Origin of the sequence: Acinetobacter sp. IRS14 (genome assembly GCF_034650275.1) — a bacterium.
GTDB lineage: Bacteria > Pseudomonadota > Gammaproteobacteria > Pseudomonadales > Moraxellaceae > Acinetobacter > Acinetobacter oleivorans.
This window is the reverse complement of the sequence record NZ_JAOVFN010000011.1, coordinates 64,164-84,932: the sequence shown is the minus strand read 5'-3', so window position 1 is coordinate 84,932 and position 20,769 is coordinate 64,164. Positions and strand designations below refer to the sequence as shown.

Here is a 20,769-nt window from a genome sequence, read left to right as displayed (position 1 = left end):
ATAGTCAAATTTCTCGTATTTTTTTAATCAAAAATAAACAGATAAGACGCAAGTCTTATCTAAATACTCTTGAAAGTTTCAATTGCTTTCAGACGAGTTTCTTTCAAATCAACAATTGGCTTCGGATAATTCAACTGAAGCGGAGTTTTACTTGAGTAGGGTTCATGAATCACTTTATTGTCTAGATGGGCTAACTCATTTACCCATTGACGAATATAGTCTCCGTTTGGATCAAATTTCTTAGATTGAGCAATAGGGTTAAAAATTCGGAAATAGGGTACTGCATCAGTTCCAGTTGATGCACACCATTGCCAACCACCATTATTCGCTGCTAAATCACCATCAATTAAGTGTTCCATAAACCATTGTTCACCGATTCGCCAATCGATGAGTAGGTTTTTACATAAAAACATAGCGGTAATCATGCGGACTCGATTATGCATCCAGCCCGTTTTTAGAAGTTGACGCATGCCAGCATCAATAATTGGTATACCTGTTTGGCCAGTTTGCCATGCGGTTAGGTGCTCTGGATTATGATTCCATTTAATTTTCTGAGTATCTTTTTTAAACGGAATATGTTTAGACACATGTGGAAAATCAAATAAAATATGCTGATAAAATTCTCGCCAAAGTAGTTCATCTAACCAAGTCTGCTGACCTTCGTTTGCAATATGGAAGTTGCCATGTTCAGTTCGGAAAAGGGCTTGTAAACATTGACGAATAGACAAAATTCCAAGATTTAAATAGGGGGAAAGTTGGCTAGTTCCTTTTACATTTGGAAAGTCACGTTCTAATTTATAATCACATAAATGATCTTCAATAAATATGTCGAGCTGCTCCAAAGCAAAATCTTCTCCAGTCGGCCATAAGTTTTGTTGGTCTTTAGAAATAGATGAGTCAAAAAAAGCTTCTAAATTTTCTAGACTTAAACTTTTTATATTTGAATCAGACTCTGGGATAGATTTTTGCTTTTCAGGAATTGGATAGCACTGAGGCAAACCACTGATATCTAGTTTCGAATAACATGCTTTTTTAAATGCGCCGAAAACTTGATATGGTTGCTGTGACTGGTTGCGAATAGAACGTAAAGGAAAAATCGTACGGTCATGAAATAAAAAAAGTTCTTTACCTTGTTGATTTAAAGCCTGCTGTACAGTTTTATCTCTTTTTAACTCATTCACACCTACTTCTATATTTGAGTAAACATTTTCGATATGAAGTTGATGTGTGAGTTCGCAAATATACTCTGCAATATCTTTCCAGTAGGGAATGACTTGAATGATCAGTGGAATATTAAGCTGTTCTAATTCTTTTTTAAGTTGTTGAAGCTGATGTAAATAGAAATTAATTTTTATAGGTGCATCGTGATGTATTTTCCATTGTTCAGGCGACAAAATAACTAACCCAATTGAAGGTCCTTGCTGGCAAGCATGCCATAAAGCAGCATGGTCTCGAACTCTCAAATCCTGACGAAACCAAATCAGCTGATTTACGTTTGACATGAAAGATACCCTTATAAAGTTGAGTGAGTTAGAGGTTTATTATCAAGATATTATATAAAAATAAATACATAAAAAAAGCAAAGCCGAAGCTTTGCTCTTATCTTCATCTAAAGATGAATTAGTGGTGGTGACCACCTGCACCGTGTACGTGACCGTGATCTAATTCTTCTTCAGAAGCTTCACGGATTTCTACGATTTCAACTTCAAAAGTTAAATCTTGACCAGCAAGTGGGAAGTTAGCATCTACAACAACGTTGTCGCCTTCAACAGCTTTAACAGTTACGATCTGAACGCCGTCATCTGTTTGAGCTTGGAATTGCATACCAGGTTGAATGTTTTCAACACCTTGGAACATTTGAGCTGGAACTTCTTGTACTAGGTCTGGGTTGTATTCGCCATAACCTTCAGCTGCTGGTACATTAACAGTAAATTTGTCACCAACAGTTTTACCTTCTAATGCATTTTCAAGACCAGGAATGATATTGCCTGCACCGTGCAAATAGGCAAGTGGTTCGCCTTGAGATTGATCAAGTGTTTCACCCTCAGCGTTTGTTAATTTGTAGTGGAATGAAACCACGTGGTTATTTGCAATAGCAGTCATGTTTTTGATCCATTCAATCAATTGAAGCGTACATCATAAAGTGAAAAATAAATTTTGTAGACTACAAAATCTTAATCTTTGGCACTTTTTCTAATGCGTTTTTATATAAATAGGGACGAACTTAAAAAATTCAACTTAATACAGCTTAATTTTTGGACGTACACGTCTTGTAAGTAAATCTTTCATTGTGAGTAGTCCAGCTTGAGTGTATCCATGAATCGTTGCTTGATGTAAACGATACAAAGATACGTACATGGTTTTTGCAATATAACCTTGCACACTTACATCGCCAAGTAATTCTCCAACGGCTTTATTACGACTTAAAGACACAAGTGAACCTTTGTCATTAAAAGTGAACATTGGCTGTGAACGGCCATTAAGTCTGGCAGCCATAGCATCAACTAAAAAGCTTGCTTGTTGGCTGGCAACTTGAGCACGCGGACCAAGTGGAGGGTTTCGTGCATCAAGTTGGCAATGAGCACAATCACCAAACGCAAATACATTTGGATCAGAATAGGTTTGCAGGGTTGCATAGACCATTAAGCGGTTAATGTTATCGCGTTTAAAATCTGTAAAACTTTCTAGTACCTTAGGTGCCTTTACGCCTGCTGCCCAAACGGTAATATCACTTTTGAGTTGGTTGCCATTACTAAAGTAGATGCAATGCTTATCAATTTTTTCAACGCGGTGTTGAGTTAAAATTTCAACGCCCATTTTTCTGAGTTGCTCGGCACTATGTTCAGCAGTTTTATCCGTCAGAGCAGGTAAAATGCGCTCAGAGGCTTCAATGAGAGTAATTTTGACTTGGTTAGGGTGAATTTTCTTTAAGCCATATCGATAAAAGTTTTTGGTTGTTTCAATTAACTCGGCTGCAAGCTCTACACCTGTTGCCCCCGCACCAACGATTCCAATATTTAAAGTCCGTTGATTAGGTTGATTTTGAGCTTCAATATAAAGATGTAATAAATCTTGCTGGAAAACATCGGCTTGTTTTCTGCTGTCGAGGAAATGACAGTTTTCACGTACACCCGTGGTATTAAAGTCATTTGATACTGAGCCAAGCGCTAAAATAAGTGTGTCATAACTGAGCTCTTGCGGATGATTCTGTTGATCCTTAGACACTTGAGGAGGCATTAGTTCAATTAATTTTTTATCTTTATTGATTCCAATTAATGTTCCTAGCACAAATTCATAATGATGTTTTTCTGAATGTGCAAAATAGTTAGTTTGTTCTTCGTGTGGATTTAAAGAACCAGCAGCGATTTCGTGAAGCAAGGGTTTCCAAATATGAGTGAGGTTTTGGTCAACCAATGTAATCTTTGCTTTACGATTTTTCCCAAAAGTTTCACCGAGTTGTGTTGCCAGTTCTAAGCCACCAGCACCACCACCAACAATTACAATATGATGTAAATTTTGGGCCATTTTTTTTCACCTAATTATTTTTCTATAAAAAAAGATGGCTAAATTATGCCATCTTTTATTTATAAAATTTATTGTGCGTCTGTGCACAATTTGATGTTTTTAGTGCGAATCTACAGGGTAGAGTTTTGCAGCACTATGTTCACTTGATGAAAAAATAGAGAAGAGGCTAGAAAACCACATTGCAATTTTTTGGAAAATATTGGCTTCTTCAATATGTACGTTATCTTCGATTTGAAGACTACGGATCAGTTGATTATTTTGATAAATCGATACTGTGGCTAAGCTCATTACTTTCATTAACGGCGCAGTTAATTGTTTTTCATTGAGTTCAATGTTTACACGTGTTTGAGTTGTTTCAAGCGGAGCGATAACTTTTGGTTGCAGGTTGCTATCAAGTACTTGAACGCGCTGAGTGATATTATCAAAATTATTTAGGTCAATTGGTGCTGGGTCAGCATATAAAGAAGTCGTTACAATCGTAGGTTGCTTTGTCGCTACCTTAAACATCTTTAAAGTTGACTTTATAACAGGCAGTTCGGCAATTAATTTTTGCTCAGGAATAATGACTTCATCACGTGTATAGGTATAAGCAAGATTCATTAATTTATCTGCAATCTCAGCACGTTTCACCGCACTCGGTGTACCTAAAACAATGACCAATAAACGTCTTTGAGCTAAGTCTGATGAAAATGAAGGACGTGAAGCTGTGAGTGCCAAATTATAGCCCGCTGCTTTAGTGTAGCCAGTTTTTAGACCATCAACAGATGGATCATATTTCAAAGCAAGGTTAGTCGCATGGTGAAAACGTTGATTGTAGCTAAAGCTTGGCATTTTTGAATAATGCAAATATTCAGGCGTTTCTTTAATTACGGCTTGACCTAATAAGCTTAAATCATGTGCCGTAGTGTAATGATCCGGCATCGTAATTCCAGGAGGGTTACTAAAATGGGTATCTTTCATACCCAAAGCCTGAGCTTCCTGATTCATACGTTGTACAAAATGAGGAACATCACCAGAAATTTTTTCAGCTAAGGTCACGGCTGCATCATTCGCAGACATAACAATTAAACCTGCTAATAACTGATCAACAGAAATTTGTTCACCAGCTTTAAGATACATTTGTGATTCATCCCATTGCACCACACCAACCACTGGTGTTGCAGTAATGATTTCTTCTTTTTTCAGCTTTCCAGCTTTAATCTCTTTTAAAGCAATATAGGCAACCATCATTTTGGTTAAAGATGCTGGCGCGCGTTGCACGTGGCTATTATGCTCGGCAATGATTTGACCCGATTGAGTATCTACAATAGTCCATGCGGCGGCTTCAACACTTTCAGGTGCAATATTGAGTAGCGCAGCATTGGTTAGGGTGGTGCAGAAAAGACTGAAGAGGGTAAAAAGAGATAGAAAAAATTTCACGGATGACCTTAACTTTTACTGGCAAATACGGGACACAGATGCACAGCATGCTATGCCTTTTTTTAATGGAAGGCTAGTGGAAATTGTTGCCAAAAAATACATGTACGCAAGACGATACAAAAAAGTGATAATCTAATGCGAAGCCGTTCTTATTTTTAAATTGAAGAATTTATGTTGCATTATCAAATTGAGTTCGATGATTACAAACAACACCTTGTTCACGTAACAATTCGTTTTTTAGCCAATCCGAATCAGGAACTTTGGCTGCCAACGTGGATTCCAGGTAGTTATCTAATTCGAGAGTTCTCAAAACATATTGAAGCCGTTAAAGCTTATGATGAAGCTGGACGTCTGTTGGATATTAAAAAAACGAGCAAGAATCGTTGGCGTTTATTTAATACCGATCATGAGTTAATGACGATTGAATATGATGTATATGCATATGATTTGTCTGTACGTGGTGCATATGTTGATCAGACACGCTTATATATTAATCCAGCATGCGTATGTTTAGCTTTAGAAGGCCAAGAACAGTCTGCTTGTGAAGTCGAAGTTTTCTTGCCAGATGAGTTAAAACATTTTCAGCTAGCGACAGGTTTGGCTTCAAAAAGTCTAGTTAAAGGTCGCTTTACTTTAAAAGCTGATCATTATGATCAATTGATTGATAGCCCGTTTGAATTGGCTGATCAAACACGTTTTAGTTTTGAAACACATGATATTGAACATGAGTTTGTAATTTCTGGCCCACATAATGCCAATGTTGATCGCTTAAAAGCTGACATTGAAAAGATTTGTGCAGCCGAAATAAATATGTTCGGTTCAGCGCCATTTAAAAACTATACCTTTATGACGATGGCAACAGGGAATAGTTATGGTGGATTAGAACATTGTAATAGTACAAGTCTGATTACACCGCGTGACGATTTGCCAAAATCAAATGAACCAACTGAACCTTCTAAAGACTATCAACGCTTTTTAGGCTTATGTAGTCACGAATATTTTCATTCATGGTTGGTAAAGTTCATTCGCCCAGAAAACTTTGCAAATTATAATTTGCACCAAGAAGGCTATACCTCTTTACTTTGGATATTTGAAGGCTTTACTTCATATTACGACGACCTGATTTTATTGCGTAGTGGCGTAATTTCTCAGAAGTCTTATCTTGATTTACTCAAAGCACAAATTGATCGCTATTTACAAAATCCAGGCCGTTTTGTTCAAACAGTGGCTGAATCAAGTTTTGATGCGTGGATTAAATTTTATCGTCAAGATGAAAACTCAAATAACGCGGGTACGAGTTACTACAATAAGGGTGCTTTAGTTGCGTTGTGCCTAGATTTAGGCTTACGTCTACGTGGTTCTAGTCTTGATGCTTTAATGCGTCGATTATATGAAAATACTCAAAATGGTATGCAGGTAAACGAAAGAACCATTTTTGATTTATGTAAAGAACTGACGGGTGATAATTGGATTGAACAAATTAATCATCTGATTAACACGACTGATGAATTACCGCTTGATCAATTGTTTCCTGAATTTGGCTTAAGCTATAGAGTTAAAACTGACAAATCTTTGCCATTAGGTTTAAAACTTGTCGATAAGCCAGAAGGTGTGCTTGTGCAAAGTGCTCGCCGTGATAGTGCAGCAGCGAAAGCAGGTATTTCTGCTAATGATGTGATTATTGCAATTGATGGTTTAAAAGCATCCACTAAGCTTGTCGAGAAGTATGCAAAGCAGGGTGGAACTTATACTGTCTTTGCTTTCCGTCGTGATGAGTTAATCTCTTTTGAAGTCGATTGCGCTACATCTGATTTAACCGAAGTTGAACTCATCGTTGAAGATCAAGCTAAAACTGAAAAATGGTTAAAAGCTTAGATTAAAGCTAAATAGTTTATAAAAAACCGATGTTTTGCACATCGGTTTTTAGTTTTAAGTACTTCCAGATGGCGAAATCCGTTTTGCCTTTGAGTTTATTTTGAATGAAAAGTATAATAATTGTCAGAACACTGAAAGATATCTCATGTAATTTAATGATGTTTAATGCCTGAAAAGTGATCTGAATGTGCGTATTACAATGACTTAGATATCAGAAAATTATCTATATATTTGAATTATGTATTATTTCGCTGCGAAATGTCGTTATCACTGGATATTTCGTTGACTGGAAGGCAATGAGAGCCGATACTCTCAGGGTTTTATTTAAGCATATCGGTTCGTAGGCACTGGGCCAAAAGCTCGGTCCTCAACACTCAATCAAACGGAAGGGGCTATATATGGCTGGTGAAAAGTCAACTATTATTTACACACTGACTGACGAGGCGCCACTATTGGCGACCTATTCGCTACTGCCGATCATTGAGACCTTTACTAAGCCAGCTGGCATCGAGATTATTAAAAGTGACATCTCTGTAGCTGCACGTGTGCTCGCAGAATTCGCTGATTACCTAAGTGAAGAGCAAAAGGTATCCGACAACCTTGCAGAGCTTGGTCGTCTTACACAAGATCCAGATACTAACATTATCAAACTCCCGAACATTAGTGCGTCTGTTGCGCAATTAACTGCATGTATCAAAGAGCTTCAATCAAAAGGTTATGCAATTCCTGATTATCCGGAAAATCCTGCAACCGAAGAAGAAAAATCAATCAAAGCTCGTTATGGTAAGTGCCTTGGTTCAGCAGTAAACCCTGTCCTTCGTGAAGGTAACTCTGACCGCCGTGCTCCAGCAGCAGTTAAAAACTATGCGAAAAAACACCCTCATTCAATGAGCGAGTGGAAACAGTGGTCACAAACTCACGTTTCACATATGGAAGAAGGTGACTTCTACCATGGTGAAAAATCAATGACACTTGATCGCGCACGTAATGTGAAAATGGAACTTATCACGACCAGTGGTAAGAGCATTGTTCTTAAGCCAAAAGTTGCGCTTCAAGAAGGCGAAATCATTGACTCAATGTTCATGAGCAAGAAAGCACTTTGTGATTTCTATGAAAAAGAACTTGATGATTGTAAAGAAGCGGGAATTTTATTCTCTCTACACGTAAAAGCGACAATGATGAAAGTTTCACACCCGATCGTTTTCGGTCACTGTGTGAAAATTTACTACAAAGAAGCTTTCGAAAAACACGGTAAGTTATTTGACGAATTAGGCATTAACGTAAATAACGGTATGGCTGGGTTATACGAGAAAATCGAAACTCTTCCTACTTCATTACGTGAAGAAATCATTGAAGACTTACATGCTTGTCAAGAACACCGTCCTGCACTTGCAATGGTTGACTCAGCAAAAGGCATCACTAACTTCCATTCACCAAACGACATCATCGTTGATGCTTCTATGCCAGCAATGATCCGTGCGGGTGGTAAAATGTGGGGTGCTGATGGTAAGCAATATGATGCTAAAGCTGTTATGCCAGAATCAACATTTGCCCGTATTTACCAAGAAATGATCAACTTCTGTAAGTGGCATGGTAACTTCGATCCGAAGACTATGGGTACTGTACCGAACGTTGGCTTGATGGCTCAAAAAGCTGAAGAATACGGTTCTCACGATAAGACTTTTGAAATTTCAGAAGCTGGTATTGCAAACATTACAGATCTTGACACTGGTGAAGTGTTATTGACTCAAAATGTTGAAGAAGGCGATATCTGGCGTATGTGTCAGGTTAAAGACGCTCCGATTCGTGACTGGGTAAAACTTGCAGTAACTCGTGCACGTAACTCAGGCATGCCTGCGATCTTCTGGCTTGACCCGTACCGTCCACACGAAAATGAATTGATCAAGAAAGTACAAGCGTATTTAAAAGATCATGACACGACTGGTCTTGATATCCAGATTATGTCTCAAGTTCGTGCAATGCGTTACACACTTGAGCGTGTAGTACGCGGTCTAGATACTATTTCTGTGACTGGTAACATCTTACGTGACTACTTAACTGACTTGTTCCCAATTATGGAACTTGGTACTTCTGCGAAAATGTTATCTATCGTTCCGCTTATGGCGGGTGGTGGTATGTACGAGACTGGTGCAGGTGGTTCAGCACCAAAACACGTACAACAGCTTGTTGAAGAAAACCACTTACGTTGGGATTCGCTTGGTGAGTTCCTTGCTCTAGCAGCTTCTTTAGAAGAAATGGGCATTAAAGAAAATAATGCTCGTGCTAAGTTACTTGCGAAGACTCTTGATGAAGCGACTGACAAGTTACTTGATAATGGTAAGTCTCCATCACGCCGTACAGGTGAGATTGACAACCGTGGTAGCCATTTCTACTTGTCACTTTACTGGGCAGAAGCACTTGCTGCACAGAACGAAGATGCTGAGTTAAAAGCTAAATTTGCTTCACTTGCAAAAACTTTAGCTGAAGAAGAACCGAAGATTGTTGCTGAACTTGCTCAAGTACAAGGTAAGCCAGCTGACATCGGTGGTTACTATGCAATTGATAAAGCAAAAGTAGATGCTGTAATGCGTCCAAGTGCTACATTTAATGCAGCTCTTGCAACTGTTGGTGCTTAATTACTAATTCGTTAGTGAATAGCTCAAAAGCCGGTGTATAAACACCGGCTTTTTTATTTTTATAAAAATAAATGACATTAAAAAAGCCCACCGAAGTGAGCTTTGAAAATTTAGATCTTAACGACTATTACGTCCGCGACCACGTGGTGCTTTTGTATTTGGACGAGTTGTACCATTAGTCTTACGACGTGGCTTTTCACTTTCATCCATTTGCCAGATACGTTTTGTACCCGACTTTTTCGCAGAACCATCTTTGTTTTTACGAACCATCGGTTTGCCGCCAGTACCACCTGGTTTTTTCACATATGAACGTGAACGATAAGGCTCTTCCGCAGGAACATCTTTAAAGTCAGGATAAAGCAAAGGCTCAATTTCTTTCACATCACCAGGTCTTAAACCGAGTTGAACTAAATCAATTGAACCAATTTTAGTACGAATTAAACGTAAAGTTGGAAAACCTACCGCAGAAGTCATACGACGAACTTGACGGTTACGGCCTTCGCAAATTGAAATTTCGACCCAAGATGTTGGAATATTTGCACGATAACGTACAGGTGGATTACGTTCCCATAACCACTCAGGTTCACTTACTTTAATGGCAGTAGCCGGAAGCGTCATACCATCATTAAGTTCTACACCTTTACGAAGCTGCTCAAGCGCTTCTTCAGTTACATCGCCATCAACTTGAACTAAATACGTTTTGTATTTTTTATTTGCAGGATTGGTAATGAACTGGTTCAGACCACCATGATCGGTTAAAAAGACTAAACCCTCAGAGTCCATATCAAGACGGCCTGCCAAGCGCAAAGTCGGGTCATCAACAAAGTCCGAGACGGTCATATGCGCTTCGTCTTTACGAAACTGGGAGAGAACGTCATAAGGCTTGTTGAGAATGACAATTTTCATAAAAAATGGCTTCTTCTTTCAAATAACTAGAGAAAACATTGAGCTATATTTAAGTGTGAAATTTGCTTATTTCTCACATAAATCTCAAAAAGAATTAAATTCGATTAAGCTATTATGCGTTAATAAAAGTTGAAAGTATTGTTTATCGATAATTATTTTTAGTTAATTAAGTATTATAAAAGGGAGAATTTACACAATGGGTTATCAGAAGATCGTGGTTCCTGCTGACGGCGACAAAATTAAAGTAAATGCAGACCTGTCACTGAACGTACCAAATCATCCAATTATTCCTTTCATTGAAGGTGATGGTATTGGTGTGGATATTACACCAACCATGAAAGCAGTCGTAGATGCTGCTATTTTAAAAGCTTACGGTGGCAAGCGCTCAATCGAATGGATGGAAGTGTATTGCGGTGAAAAAGCCAATAAAATTTATGGCAACTACATGCCGGAAGAAACGTTCGAAGCACTTCGTGAATTCGTTGTATCTATCAAAGGTCCGTTAACGACACCAGTGGGTGGAGGCATTCGTTCACTCAACGTTGCCTTACGCCAAGAATTGGATTTATATGTTTGCGTACGTCCAGTACGTTGGTTTGAAGGCGTTCCTTCTCCTGTTCAGCATCCAGAATTAACAGATATGGTGATTTTCCGTGAGAACTCGGAGGATATCTATGCAGGTATTGAATGGAAAGCCGATTCTGAAGAAGCTAAAAAAGTGATTAGGTTTCTTCAAGAAGAAATGGGTGTCACAAAAATCCGTTTCCCAGAAGGATGTGGTATTGGAATTAAACCTGTATCAAAAGAAGGTTCACAGCGTTTAGTCCGTAAAGCCATTCAGTTCGCAATCGAAAATGATAAGCCTTCTGTGACGCTAGTTCATAAGGGTAATATCATGAAATATACCGAAGGGGCATTTAAAGAATGGGGTTATGAATTGGCTCTAGATCGCTTCGGTGGAGAACTAATTGATGGCGGTCCATGGGTTAAAATTAAAAATCCTAGAACTGGTAAAGACATCATTATTAAAGATGTCATTGCAGATGCATTTTTACAACAGATCCTCATGCGTCCAGCCGATTACTCGGTTATTGCTACTTTAAATTTAAATGGTGATTATATTTCTGATGCTTTGGCAGCAGAAGTAGGCGGTATTGGTATTGCACCAGGTGCAAATATTGGTGGTGCAATTGCAGTTTATGAAGCAACGCATGGTACGGCACCTAAATATGCAGGTCAGGATAAAGTAAACCCGGGTTCTATTATTCTTTCTGCGGAAATGATGCTACGTGATATGGGCTGGACAGAAGCTGCAGACCTGATCATTAAAGGAATTGCTGGAGCGATTGCAGCTAAAACCGTAACTTATGATTTTGAGCGTTTAATGCCGGGTGCAACCTTGTTGCGTTGTTCTGAATTTGGTGATGCGATTATCAAACATATGGGAGAGTAGTCTTCTATTAAAAAGCCCTCGATTGAGGGCTTTTTTTATTGCATAAATTCGGGATGCTTCGGAGTTTTAATAAAACCAGTTTTCTTTTGATAACTCTGGTCTAGGGCTTGAATAACAAGAACGAAAGCAACTAGAAATAAAGGAAAGAGCAGAGTTTTCACGATTTGGTTTCTCCGAGAGTTGAGGTGAAAGAAGGGCGTACAGGAAATAAAAGGCAAACCGCAAAAAGAAGAACGATTCCACCCAAAAGAAAGAGGTGGGCATAAGACCAATGCAAATGATGCAAAGTACTAATGACCACCCCACCTAAAAGCTGAGTGCTAGCAAACCCAATAGTGGCAAGGCTCCAAAGCTTTTGATAACGTTGCTCATAAATCTGTAGCAGACTATAAGAACTAATAAATACGGTTGCGGGAGTCAGTAAGCCTGTCAGAAGCGAAGACAAAGCTAGTAAAGAAGTGGTCTGTGAAAGGAAAGGTAAAACAACGGCTAGGCAGTAAATGCCATATAACCATTTAATGGCTTGTATATATCCCACCATTCGGCTTAAGCAATAAGCGACAAATGCACCAATGCAGCTTCCGATTCCATAGAGAACCCAAAATAAATTCCTTTGCTGTAGGGGAAAATGCAGAGTTCCAGATAAATAATCCATCCAAAACAAAGAATGTGGAATATAGGCAAAGGCACTACACATATAGGCAATGATAATGACAAGGCCCAAACGTGATTTTTGCGAGACTTGAAGAGTAGGAGATGGTGGCTTAATCATCTGGGCAGTATTGCTACTTAATAAGCGATAAAGAGTTAAGCTTCCTAATAGGGAAATACCTGCAAAAATATCCCAAACATAATGTACGGGCATATTTTTAAGTAGGGGAATAATAATGGTGGCAGATAAAACCCCCACACCAATTCCGCTAAATCCTAAAAAATTAACTTTTAATCTTTGCGTGGTGGGAATGTATTTCATTGCAAAGCTAGGTGCCAAAATCATAAGTAAGCCGCCAGCAATACCTGAAATTGTGCGCCAGAAAATGAACCACACCAAAGGCATATCCATGAATGAACAGCATAGTAGGCTGAGGCTGCCAGCTATAGTCGAAAGTACGATCATGGATGGAATGAACTTTTCTTTAATACTCAATAGCGCTAATAAGGCACCTATGAGATATCCCAATAAATTTGCGCTGCCTAAGTAACTGGCAAAATCATGGGTCCAGTGGTACTGCTCGATCATGATGGGCATAAGCGCAGTATAGGAAAATCTAAAAACACCAATTCCCAAACAAGTTGCCAAAAAGACAACTAAGCTCATTCGATAAAATGTAGACATGAGAAGACGCTCAATTTTTTTATTATTAAAAGCGAGTTTATCAATCATTAAAAATGATTTAATATGATGGTAGTTATCTTATTTTGAGATAGTGATATGTTGCTTAAGTCTCTAGAGTTTTTTTTAGCTGTTGCAGAGAGTGGAAGTTTTTCATTGGCTGCACAAAAAATGTATACGGTTCAATCGAATATCACGAGCCATATAAAAAAACTTGAAGAAGAGTTAGGGGTTATTTTATTCAATCGTAATAATCCTGTGACTTTAACGAATGCCGGACAACAGCTACATAGTTACGCTGTTCAAATGATTGCACTGCATGACAAAGCTAAGAAGATCTTTCAAGAAGGTGATATTGACCCGAATGAAATCATTCGTTTGGGCAGCATGGAAACAACCGCAGCAATACGTTTGCCACAGTTGCTCAATCAATCTATGCAGCAATATCCTACTTTGCCTATTGAGCTTCAAACTCATCCGACTCGTTATTTATTAAATGCGGTACATCAGGGGGAATTGGACTGTGCTTTTGTGGCATCTAAACATTCAATTCCTGAGTTATATAGTTTTCCTGTGTGGCATGAAGAGCTGGTTTTAGTTTGTCCTAAGCAACAACAGAGTTTTCCAGATAAGGCAACTCTTGCAAAAACTAGATTTATTGCTTTTCGGCAAGGTTGTTCATATCGACATGCTATAGAACTTTTCTTGAATGACTTTAGTATTCCGCCTTCGCAAATTATGGAAATGGGAAGTCTTGACGGAATCGTGAGTTGTGTAGAGTTGGGTGTTGGTTTTGCTTTATTACCGAAATCATATCTCACAAAAGTTGCAGATAAAGTTTCAGTCAATTGTTTTGGATTAAATACAGAATCTGCTTTTTTCACTACATATTTAGTTGCCCAGTTACCAGAAACATGGGGAACCAATTTAAAGCAATTTATTCATTTTATTGAGCAACAATTTGAATTAAAGGTTGCTTAAGTAGAGGCTGATTTTTATACATAAATATCTCACTTAATTTATAAGTTAAAAGTGATATATATGTATTTAAAAGTCATTTTATATTCTCACGCAAGTTTGTAATCATCTTGATGCTATAAAATTGTTGAAAAGGGTAGTTTATATAGGCCGGCTATGGTCAAATATGCCCCCTTGAAAGATGACACAAGCAATAATTTGGAGTTTGGGAATGAATATACCCTTAATCATCAATATTGTGGTTTTTGTCGGGTTAATATTTTTACTCGCCCAAACACGTAAAACAGACTGGAGCTTATCAAAAAAAGTTCTGGCTGGCTTAGTTCTAGGTGTAGTGTTTGGTTTAGGACTACATTTGATTTATGGCGGTGGCCATCCGATTCTTGCTGAATCTATTAGCTGGTTTAATATCGTTGGAAATGGCTATGTAAAACTTTTACAAATGGTCGTTATGCCTTTGGTATTTGTGTCTATTTTGGGAGCGGTTGCAAAATTACACCAAGCCTCATCTTTAGGCAAAATCAGTTTTTATACGATCGGCACTTTACTCTTTACAACTCTGATTGCTGCACTGGTAGGTGTATTTGTTACTAACCTATTTGGCTTAACGGCAAAAGGTTTAGTGCAAGGTGCTGCTGAAACTGCACGCTTAACTGCCATTAATACAGATTATGTAGGCAAAGTTACTGATTTAAGTGTACCGCAATTTATTCTTTCCTTTATTCCAAGTAATCCATTTGCTGAATTAACTGGTGCAAACCCAACTTCAATTATTAGTGTGGTTATTTTTGCTGTCTTTTTAGGTATAGCTGCGCTTAACCTAATGAAAGATGATGCAGAGAAAGGCCAGCGTATTCTGACCGCGATTCAGACGTTACAGTCTTGGGTAATGAAGCTGGTTCGTTTAGTGATGACACTTACACCGTATGGTGTTTTTGCCCTCATGACCAAAGTTGTGGCAAGTTCGAATGTTGCAGATATCTTAAATCTAGGCGGTTTCTTGGTGGCATCTTATTTAGGTTTAGCCATCATGTTTGTCGTGCATGCCATTATTTTGACCCTGACCGGTGTTTCTCCAGTTAAGTTCTTCAAAAAAGTTGCTCCTGTTCTTACTTTCGCATTTACCAGCCGTTCAAGTGCTGCCAGTATTCCACTGAGCATTGAGACGCAAACTCGCCGTTTAGGTATTCCTGAATCTATTGCAAGTTTTTCTGCTTCTTTTGGTGCGACCATTGGTCAAAATGGTTGTGCGGGTTTATACCCAGCAATGTTGGCAGTCATGGTTGCGCCAACTATGGGAATTAATACGCTAGACCCAATGTGGATTGCATCGTTAGTAGGTATTGTGACTTTAAGTTCAATTGGGGTTGCTGGAGTAGGTGGTGGTGCGACTTTTGCTGCACTGATTGTTCTTCCAGCTATGGGCTTACCTGTGACTTTGGTTGCACTTCTTATTTCAATTGAACCACTCATTGATATGGGACGTACTGCGTTAAACGTAAATGGCTCAATGACTGCGGGCGTAGTTACGAGCCAATTTATGGGACAGACCGATAAAGACATCTTAAATAGTGAAGATGAAATTGAGTTAACTCAACATCATTAAGAATTAATATTAAACGGCTCATCCACGTTGGATGAGCCGTTTTTTTATATGCTTAAATTGCCCATGTGATGTTAATTTTTAAAAAACTGTATCTGTTTTTCTTTTAAATAATTTTCGAAAATGGACCTATTACAAAAGAGAGCACTATCATGAAAATGTATCAAGTCGATGCTTTTACAAAAGAGTTATTTCGCGGCAATCCTGCGGCTGTGATTGTTGAAAAAGAATGGCTAGATGCAGATTTAATGCAAAAGATAGCACTTGAAAATAACTTATCTGAAATGGCTTTTGTAAAAATTATAGACGCTGAAAATTATGAAATTCGTTGGTTTACGCCAACGGTTGAAGCTGATTTTTGTGGGCATGCGACTCTTGCAAGTGCTTTTGTAATATTTAAAGATTTTACAGATAAAAAGACCATTAATTTTCATGTGCGAAACTTAGGTCTTTTTATCGTTCATCAAGATGAAGATGGCAAAATCAGAATGAATTTCCCAATTCGTAAAGCTCATCAAGTCGAAGATTATCCGGCTGTTTTACGTCAAGCATTAACCAAACCCTTTAAAGCGGTTTATCAAAATGATTACGCTTATATTGTTGAATATGAGTCAGTGCAAGATGTATTGGATGAGCAGCCTGATATGAATTTGCTCAAAACTTTAGGTAAGTTGCGTACTGCTATTACAGCAAAAGACATGGATATTGCAATTACCTCAAAAGCAGACCAGAAATACGATTGTGTATCGCGTTATTTTGCACCTGTCGCGGGTATTAATGAGGACCCTGTTACAGGTTCAGTTCATACTGCAATAGCGCCGTTATGGGCAGAAAAACTGGGCAAAAATAATATTTTGGCTTATCAGGCTTCTAGCCGTGGAGGCGTTTTATATTGCAATATCCTGTCTGAAGAACGTATTGAAATTTCAGGCTATGGAAAACTTTATATGCAAGCTGAAATTTTTCTTTAAAATATAAGGCCGTTTAAATAAACGGCTTTTTTTTCAAATCTTTACTATTAATGTCAGCTTAAATTTCCTACTATAGTGCCACAACTATTGATTTTTTATTATTCAAATTAATTGGTATTTATATGTTTATGCAGTTTAAACAACTGACTCTCTCCCTATGTATTCTTGGTTTAAGTGCTGCGTCTTTTGCACAAACCACACTAGTAAAAAGCAAGCAAAATATTGAGGAATATAAATTAGATAATGGTTTTCGGGTTGTACTTGCACCGAACGACAAAGAAAATAAAATCTTTATTAATACCATTTATTTAACTGGTTCATTAAATGACCCGCAAGGTAAAAGCGGATTAGCTCATTTGCTTGAACACTTGGCTTTTAAAGGGACAAAAAATGTTAAAGGGGAAGAATTCCAGCGTCGTCTAGATCAATATACATTGATGACGAACGCCAGCACCGATTATTACTCGACCAAATATACCAATATTGTTCGTCCGGAAAAGACTGCACTCAATGAAGTGTTATATCTTGAATCGGAACGTATGGATAAATTAGTTCTACAAGAAAAATTTGTTCCTTCTGAAATCGAAATCGTAAAACGTGAACGTGAAGTCCGTATGGATCAGCCTTTTGCTGTCCTGATGGATCAAATGTGGAAGTCAGCTTATGGTAACCAATATTTAGGTCGTTTACCGATTGGCGATTTACCTGAGCTTAAATCTATTAAAATGCCTGAATTGAATCAGTTCTATCGTAACTGGTATGCGCCTAATAATGCAGTCATGGTAATTTCAGGTAAGTTCGATAAGACAGATGTCTTAAAAACCATTGATCAATACTTTAGCCCAATTGCGGCGCGTGATGTTCCTAAACCTGTACAGATTCCTGTGCTCGACTCTACAAAAATAAAAAATCGTCAGTTTGTGGTGAAAAAGGGGAGCGACCTCGCTAAATTCCATATCTATATGAATGGTAAAAATACAAAAATTCAGCCGACTCTCGCTTTAGCGCCTTTGTTATATACCATGCAGCCAAGTGGTCATTTATATCAGAACATGGTTGAAACAGGCATTACCACAAATGTTGATGCAAGTACGTGGTTAGACCAAGATTTTAATGTGGTGTTTCTGGGTGCCATTTATGCACCAAGTAATGACCCTAAAAAAGTTGAAAGCTCTTTGCTAGCGGGTATTGAGAAAGGTAAGCCTTTTACTGAAGTTGAATTAAATCGTGTTAAGAGTTTAATGAAAACTCAAGGCGATTTAATTACTAAAGATGCGGTAGCACTTGGGTCACGTTTAAGTGATTACACGGTTGCTGGCGGTCAGTGGGATCAATATTTTAAAGATTTAGATTCAGTAGAAAACGTTAAGTTAGACCAAGTGAATCAAACTTTAAAACAATTCCTTGTGGCTGAGCATCGAATTGACGGTGATATTTTGCCAACACCTGAAGATCAGAAAAAAGCTCAACAACAAAATGCAAAAGACGCACCTAAAACTCTAGATCAGGTAGAAGCAAAGGCAGAGCCTTTAAAAGATCCAAAGGTGTATCAACAAGAAGTCGCGGAGTTTTTAAAAACTTCTAAGCAATATGTTGAAAGCAATGAGAAAAAGATTATCCGTGGAAAACTGAAAAATGGAATGAAGTACGCTTTATTCCCAGTTGAAACACGTGATGATCGTACTTATGCAACGATTACGATGGACTTCGGAACAGAAAAATCTTTATTTAATAAAGGTACGGTCGTTGATTTAACCTCATATTTATTGCTTCGTGGTTCTGATAAATACAGTTTGCAAGATATTGCTGATAAATCGATTGATGCGGGCGGCGCGGCTTATGCAAGTGCTGACGGCAATGGCATGACTATTAATATTCAGTCTAAATCAGAAAAATTTGATGAGTTTTTCGAGTTTGTTCTTGATGTGATGAAAAATCCAAAATTTGAGCAATCTCAATTTGATTTAATTAAATCGCAAAGTTTATCAAGTCTTGATCGTCCTTATACTGAACCAGATGTCGTGGCTGGCTTAACACTTTCACGTTTGCTTGAAGAATATCAACCGGGTGATTTACGTTATCACTTTGAACCTGAACTGGCAAAACAGCAATTGAAAAACGCCACTCAAGAGCAAGTGAAAGAGTTGTACGAGCGTTTCTTTGCAATGAACCATGCTCAAATTGCTATTACGGGTAAATTTGATGCGAAAAAAATGCAGAAATTACTTAATCAGGAATTTGGTCGTTGGAATGGTAAACAGCCTTATCAAAAAATCTTGATTAATCATGTTGATTTTCCAGCTCAGCAAGTTCATGTTTTATCTGAGCAGCGCGAATTTGGTAGCTACCAAAGTGTGCTTTCAATTCCAGTTGGAAAAAACCATCCAGATGCATCTGCATTAATTTTACTTAACTATATTTTAGGTGAGTCTCAAATTTCATCACGTTTGGCTCAAGAGCTTCGTGAGAAAAATGCGCTAGTCTATGGTTTTGGAAGTGGGCTGCAACTTGACCGTGATACGAATGTAGGGGCCTTAAGCATTAGTGCAAATTATACTTCTGGTCGCTCAGCACAAGTGTCTGCATCAATACATAAAGTGTTGAATGACTTGTTGAAAAATGGTGTGACTGAGCAAGAGCTTGAAGCTGCTAAAGCAGATATCATGAAGAAACGCGTTACGGCATTAGAAGATGAGCGTAATATTCATGGAATGTTAAATCTACAGCTTGAAACAGATAAAACATTACAAGATCGTGTTCGACATGATCAGAACTTGACTAAACTGACTGTTGCAGACGTAAATGCAGTAATTAAAAAGTATATTAAACCTGAACATTTAGTTGAAGTGATGGCTGATCAATATGGTCAGGCAGCAAAAAAATAAAGTCTTATCGCAAATAAAAAGCCACTAAATTGTGGCTTTTTATTTGGATGTTTAACCCATCTTAATGATCATGTTTATGCGCATGAAAATCTTCATTTTTACGGAAACGTAAATAATTTTCGAACTGTTCACAGTACTCATCAAAGTTATCTTCAAGCATCATTTGAAATTGTTGCACAAGATAAGACATCACTTGATCTTTAGCAGCGCGCATTTCTTCGCCATCTTTAAAATTATTTGCTGCTACCCACGTGTTAAAACGGGCACTAGCAAACAACATTGCTGCACTTACTTGACCACGCAGTTCGGCTGGATCTGGTTTTTCACCTTTTGGCGGGCGACAAAAATCATTGGCTTTTTTAATGAATTCATCCGCACGCTCAAAGAAAACCGCATTTAACGCTTCTTCTTCAGTAATATCTGTTGCATTAATCTTTTGAGACATGACTTATTCCCGCAAAAATAGAGCTGCTTATTATAGGCAAACGCTTGCGGAAACAAAACCTTTGACTTAGTCTGTAAATAGCCTAAGTATTGGTTGGAGAGTTTAATATGCAAGATGCGATTGCTATTCAAAGTTTAAAAACAGATATTGCTTTATTACGCCAACATGTTTTCCCACCTCAATATTTAGAGCATGTTGAAGGACTGCCGATTTATTATGGCTTGCAAGAAGAAGTCGAAAATTATTATCGCCAATGGCAAGGTCTAATTGAAAGGGCACAAGAACTTTTCCAGCCATTTATGGAAGATGAATTACCAGACGCTATTCATTTGCCAAGTCATTTAAATTTACCGCTATTCTTTTTTCATGTAGACCGAATTCGGATTAATAAAACACGGGCAAAAGAATCGAAAACTTTCCGTGGTGTTGCGAGTCTTATTGAAAAATGCGGGCAGTTCGAAACTGATCAGATTTTTACGATGAAAGAATGGTTGCAGAGCGATGATACCGCGGCTTTAGTTGCTCACCGTGAATTTATCGATTTAAGAACGTATGTATTCCAGCACGGGCAAAGTGAATATACCCGTTCGCGTTTTTATACCAACGGTATTGTGTTAGGTGTTGAACCGCATTTTAAATTGGTCGATGCCCGTGATAAACCAAGAAAGCAACGTAGTGATAGCTATAATGACCCGTTAGCAGATAATGGCGTGTGGAAAGTATTTGGTAAGTACCGATAA

At 38.1% G+C, this 20,769-nt stretch carries 16 protein-coding genes; 8 read left to right on the top strand and 8 right to left on the bottom strand.

Features of this window, described 5'->3' with window-relative positions; translation table 11 throughout:
* Positions 1-59 precede the first annotated feature (59 nt).
* The 4 genes from ODQ17_RS11925 to ODQ17_RS11910 form a co-directional block, all read right to left on the bottom strand.
* Positions 60-1,502 (bottom strand): cryptochrome/photolyase family protein, encoded by a 1,443-nt coding sequence (locus ODQ17_RS11925; RefSeq protein ID WP_322903828.1) that lies wholly within the window; start codon positions 1,500-1,502, stop codon positions 60-62.
* A gap of 118 nt (positions 1,503-1,620) precedes the next feature.
* Positions 1,621-2,103, bottom strand: coding sequence for a peptidylprolyl isomerase (gene slyD, locus ODQ17_RS11920; RefSeq protein WP_005307390.1), 483 nt, complete (start codon positions 2,101-2,103; stop codon positions 1,621-1,623).
* Between the two features lie 135 nt (positions 2,104-2,238).
* Positions 2,239-3,525 carry an NAD(P)/FAD-dependent oxidoreductase gene (locus ODQ17_RS11915; protein ID WP_322903826.1) on the bottom strand — a complete coding sequence of 429 codons (1,287 nt, stop codon included), beginning with the start codon at positions 3,523-3,525 and terminating at the stop codon, positions 2,239-2,241.
* Positions 3,526-3,624: 99 nt separating this feature from the next.
* On the bottom strand, positions 3,625-4,944 hold the full coding sequence (locus ODQ17_RS11910) for a D-alanyl-D-alanine carboxypeptidase PBP6B (protein ID WP_322903824.1): 1,320 nt from the start codon (positions 4,942-4,944) through the stop codon (positions 3,625-3,627).
* Between the two features lie 171 nt (positions 4,945-5,115).
* Between ODQ17_RS11910 and ODQ17_RS11905 the strand changes: the two genes are divergently transcribed.
* Positions 5,116-6,819 (top strand): M61 family metallopeptidase, encoded by a 1,704-nt coding sequence (locus tag ODQ17_RS11905; protein ID WP_322903823.1) that lies wholly within the window; start codon positions 5,116-5,118, stop codon positions 6,817-6,819.
* Between the two features lie 398 nt (positions 6,820-7,217).
* Complete coding sequence (locus ODQ17_RS11900; protein ID WP_322903821.1) at positions 7,218-9,455, top strand: NADP-dependent isocitrate dehydrogenase; 2,238 nt, start codon at positions 7,218-7,220, stop codon at positions 9,453-9,455.
* Between the two features lie 117 nt (positions 9,456-9,572).
* Here the strand turns inward: ODQ17_RS11900 and ODQ17_RS11895 are convergent, their stop codons facing one another.
* On the bottom strand, positions 9,573-10,361 hold the full coding sequence (locus ODQ17_RS11895; RefSeq protein ID WP_004790791.1) for an rRNA large subunit pseudouridine synthase E: 789 nt from the start codon (positions 10,359-10,361) through the stop codon (positions 9,573-9,575).
* Between the two features lie 196 nt (positions 10,362-10,557).
* Between ODQ17_RS11895 and icd the strand changes: the two genes are divergently transcribed.
* Positions 10,558-11,814, top strand: a complete 1,257-nt coding sequence (icd, locus tag ODQ17_RS11890; RefSeq protein WP_107882855.1) for an NADP-dependent isocitrate dehydrogenase — start codon at positions 10,558-10,560, stop codon at positions 11,812-11,814.
* A 35-nt stretch (positions 11,815-11,849) separates the two neighbouring features.
* On the opposite strand, the gene ODQ17_RS11885 is transcribed toward icd, so the two are convergent.
* Together ODQ17_RS11885 and ODQ17_RS11880 are read right to left on the bottom strand one after the other, a co-directional pair.
* On the bottom strand, positions 11,850-11,975 hold the full coding sequence (locus ODQ17_RS11885; RefSeq protein WP_013197121.1) for a hypothetical protein: 126 nt from the start codon (positions 11,973-11,975) through the stop codon (positions 11,850-11,852).
* Positions 11,972-13,198, bottom strand: coding sequence for a YbfB/YjiJ family MFS transporter (locus tag ODQ17_RS11880; protein WP_322903818.1), 1,227 nt, complete (start codon positions 13,196-13,198; stop codon positions 11,972-11,974). Before ODQ17_RS11880 ends, ODQ17_RS11885 begins: the two co-directional genes overlap by 4 nt.
* Positions 13,199-13,246: 48 nt before the next feature.
* Between ODQ17_RS11880 and ODQ17_RS11875 the strand changes: the two genes are divergently transcribed.
* The 4 genes from ODQ17_RS11875 to ODQ17_RS11860 all read left to right on the top strand — a co-directional run bounded on the left by ODQ17_RS11875 (position 13,247) and on the right by ODQ17_RS11860 (position 19,584).
* Positions 13,247-14,128, top strand: a complete 882-nt coding sequence (locus ODQ17_RS11875; RefSeq protein ID WP_322903816.1) for a LysR family transcriptional regulator — start codon at positions 13,247-13,249, stop codon at positions 14,126-14,128.
* 208 nt (positions 14,129-14,336) lie between these two features.
* On the top strand, positions 14,337-15,731 hold the full coding sequence (locus ODQ17_RS11870) for an L-cystine transporter (protein WP_005307367.1): 1,395 nt from the start codon (positions 14,337-14,339) through the stop codon (positions 15,729-15,731).
* Positions 15,732-15,880: 149 nt separating this feature from the next.
* Positions 15,881-16,699, top strand: coding sequence for a PhzF family phenazine biosynthesis protein (locus tag ODQ17_RS11865; protein ID WP_322903814.1), 819 nt, complete (start codon positions 15,881-15,883; stop codon positions 16,697-16,699).
* Positions 16,700-16,821: 122 nt separating this feature from the next.
* Positions 16,822-19,584, top strand: coding sequence for a M16 family metallopeptidase (locus tag ODQ17_RS11860; protein ID WP_322903812.1), 2,763 nt, complete (start codon positions 16,822-16,824; stop codon positions 19,582-19,584).
* A gap of 61 nt (positions 19,585-19,645) precedes the next feature.
* On the opposite strand, the gene ODQ17_RS11855 is transcribed toward ODQ17_RS11860, so the two are convergent.
* Positions 19,646-20,029 (bottom strand): DUF3144 domain-containing protein, encoded by a 384-nt coding sequence (locus ODQ17_RS11855; RefSeq protein ID WP_322903810.1) that lies wholly within the window; start codon positions 20,027-20,029, stop codon positions 19,646-19,648.
* Positions 20,030-20,136: 107 nt separating this feature from the next.
* On the opposite strand from ODQ17_RS11855, the gene ODQ17_RS11850 reads away from it, so the two are divergent.
* The gene (locus ODQ17_RS11850) at positions 20,137-20,769 is read left to right on the top strand and encodes a hypothetical protein (protein ID WP_322903809.1); all 633 of its coding nucleotides are present in this window, start codon (positions 20,137-20,139) and stop codon (positions 20,767-20,769) included.

Coding starts and splice junctions, on each gene's coding strand:
- ODQ17_RS11925 (WP_322903828.1), bottom strand. CDS start 1,502: ATGTCAAACGTAAATCAGCTGATTTGGTTTCGTCAGGATTTGAGAGTT.
- slyD (WP_005307390.1), bottom strand. CDS start 2,103: ATGACTGCTATTGCAAATAACCACGTGGTTTCATTCCACTACAAATTA.
- ODQ17_RS11915 (WP_322903826.1), bottom strand. CDS start 3,525: ATGGCCCAAAATTTACATCATATTGTAATTGTTGGTGGTGGTGCTGGT.
- ODQ17_RS11905 (WP_322903823.1), top strand. CDS start 5,116: ATGTTGCATTATCAAATTGAGTTCGATGATTACAAACAACACCTTGTT.
- ODQ17_RS11900 (WP_322903821.1), top strand. CDS start 7,218: ATGGCTGGTGAAAAGTCAACTATTATTTACACACTGACTGACGAGGCG.
- ODQ17_RS11895 (WP_004790791.1), bottom strand. CDS start 10,361: ATGAAAATTGTCATTCTCAACAAGCCTTATGACGTTCTCTCCCAGTTT.
- icd (WP_107882855.1), top strand. CDS start 10,558: ATGGGTTATCAGAAGATCGTGGTTCCTGCTGACGGCGACAAAATTAAA.
- ODQ17_RS11880 (WP_322903818.1), bottom strand. CDS start 13,198: ATGATTGATAAACTCGCTTTTAATAATAAAAAAATTGAGCGTCTTCTC.
- ODQ17_RS11875 (WP_322903816.1), top strand. CDS start 13,247: ATGTTGCTTAAGTCTCTAGAGTTTTTTTTAGCTGTTGCAGAGAGTGGA.
- ODQ17_RS11870 (WP_005307367.1), top strand. CDS start 14,337: ATGAATATACCCTTAATCATCAATATTGTGGTTTTTGTCGGGTTAATA.
- ODQ17_RS11865 (WP_322903814.1), top strand. CDS start 15,881: ATGAAAATGTATCAAGTCGATGCTTTTACAAAAGAGTTATTTCGCGGC.
- ODQ17_RS11860 (WP_322903812.1), top strand. CDS start 16,822: ATGTTTATGCAGTTTAAACAACTGACTCTCTCCCTATGTATTCTTGGT.
- ODQ17_RS11855 (WP_322903810.1), bottom strand. CDS start 20,029: ATGTCTCAAAAGATTAATGCAACAGATATTACTGAAGAAGAAGCGTTA.
- ODQ17_RS11850 (WP_322903809.1), top strand. CDS start 20,137: ATGCAAGATGCGATTGCTATTCAAAGTTTAAAAACAGATATTGCTTTA.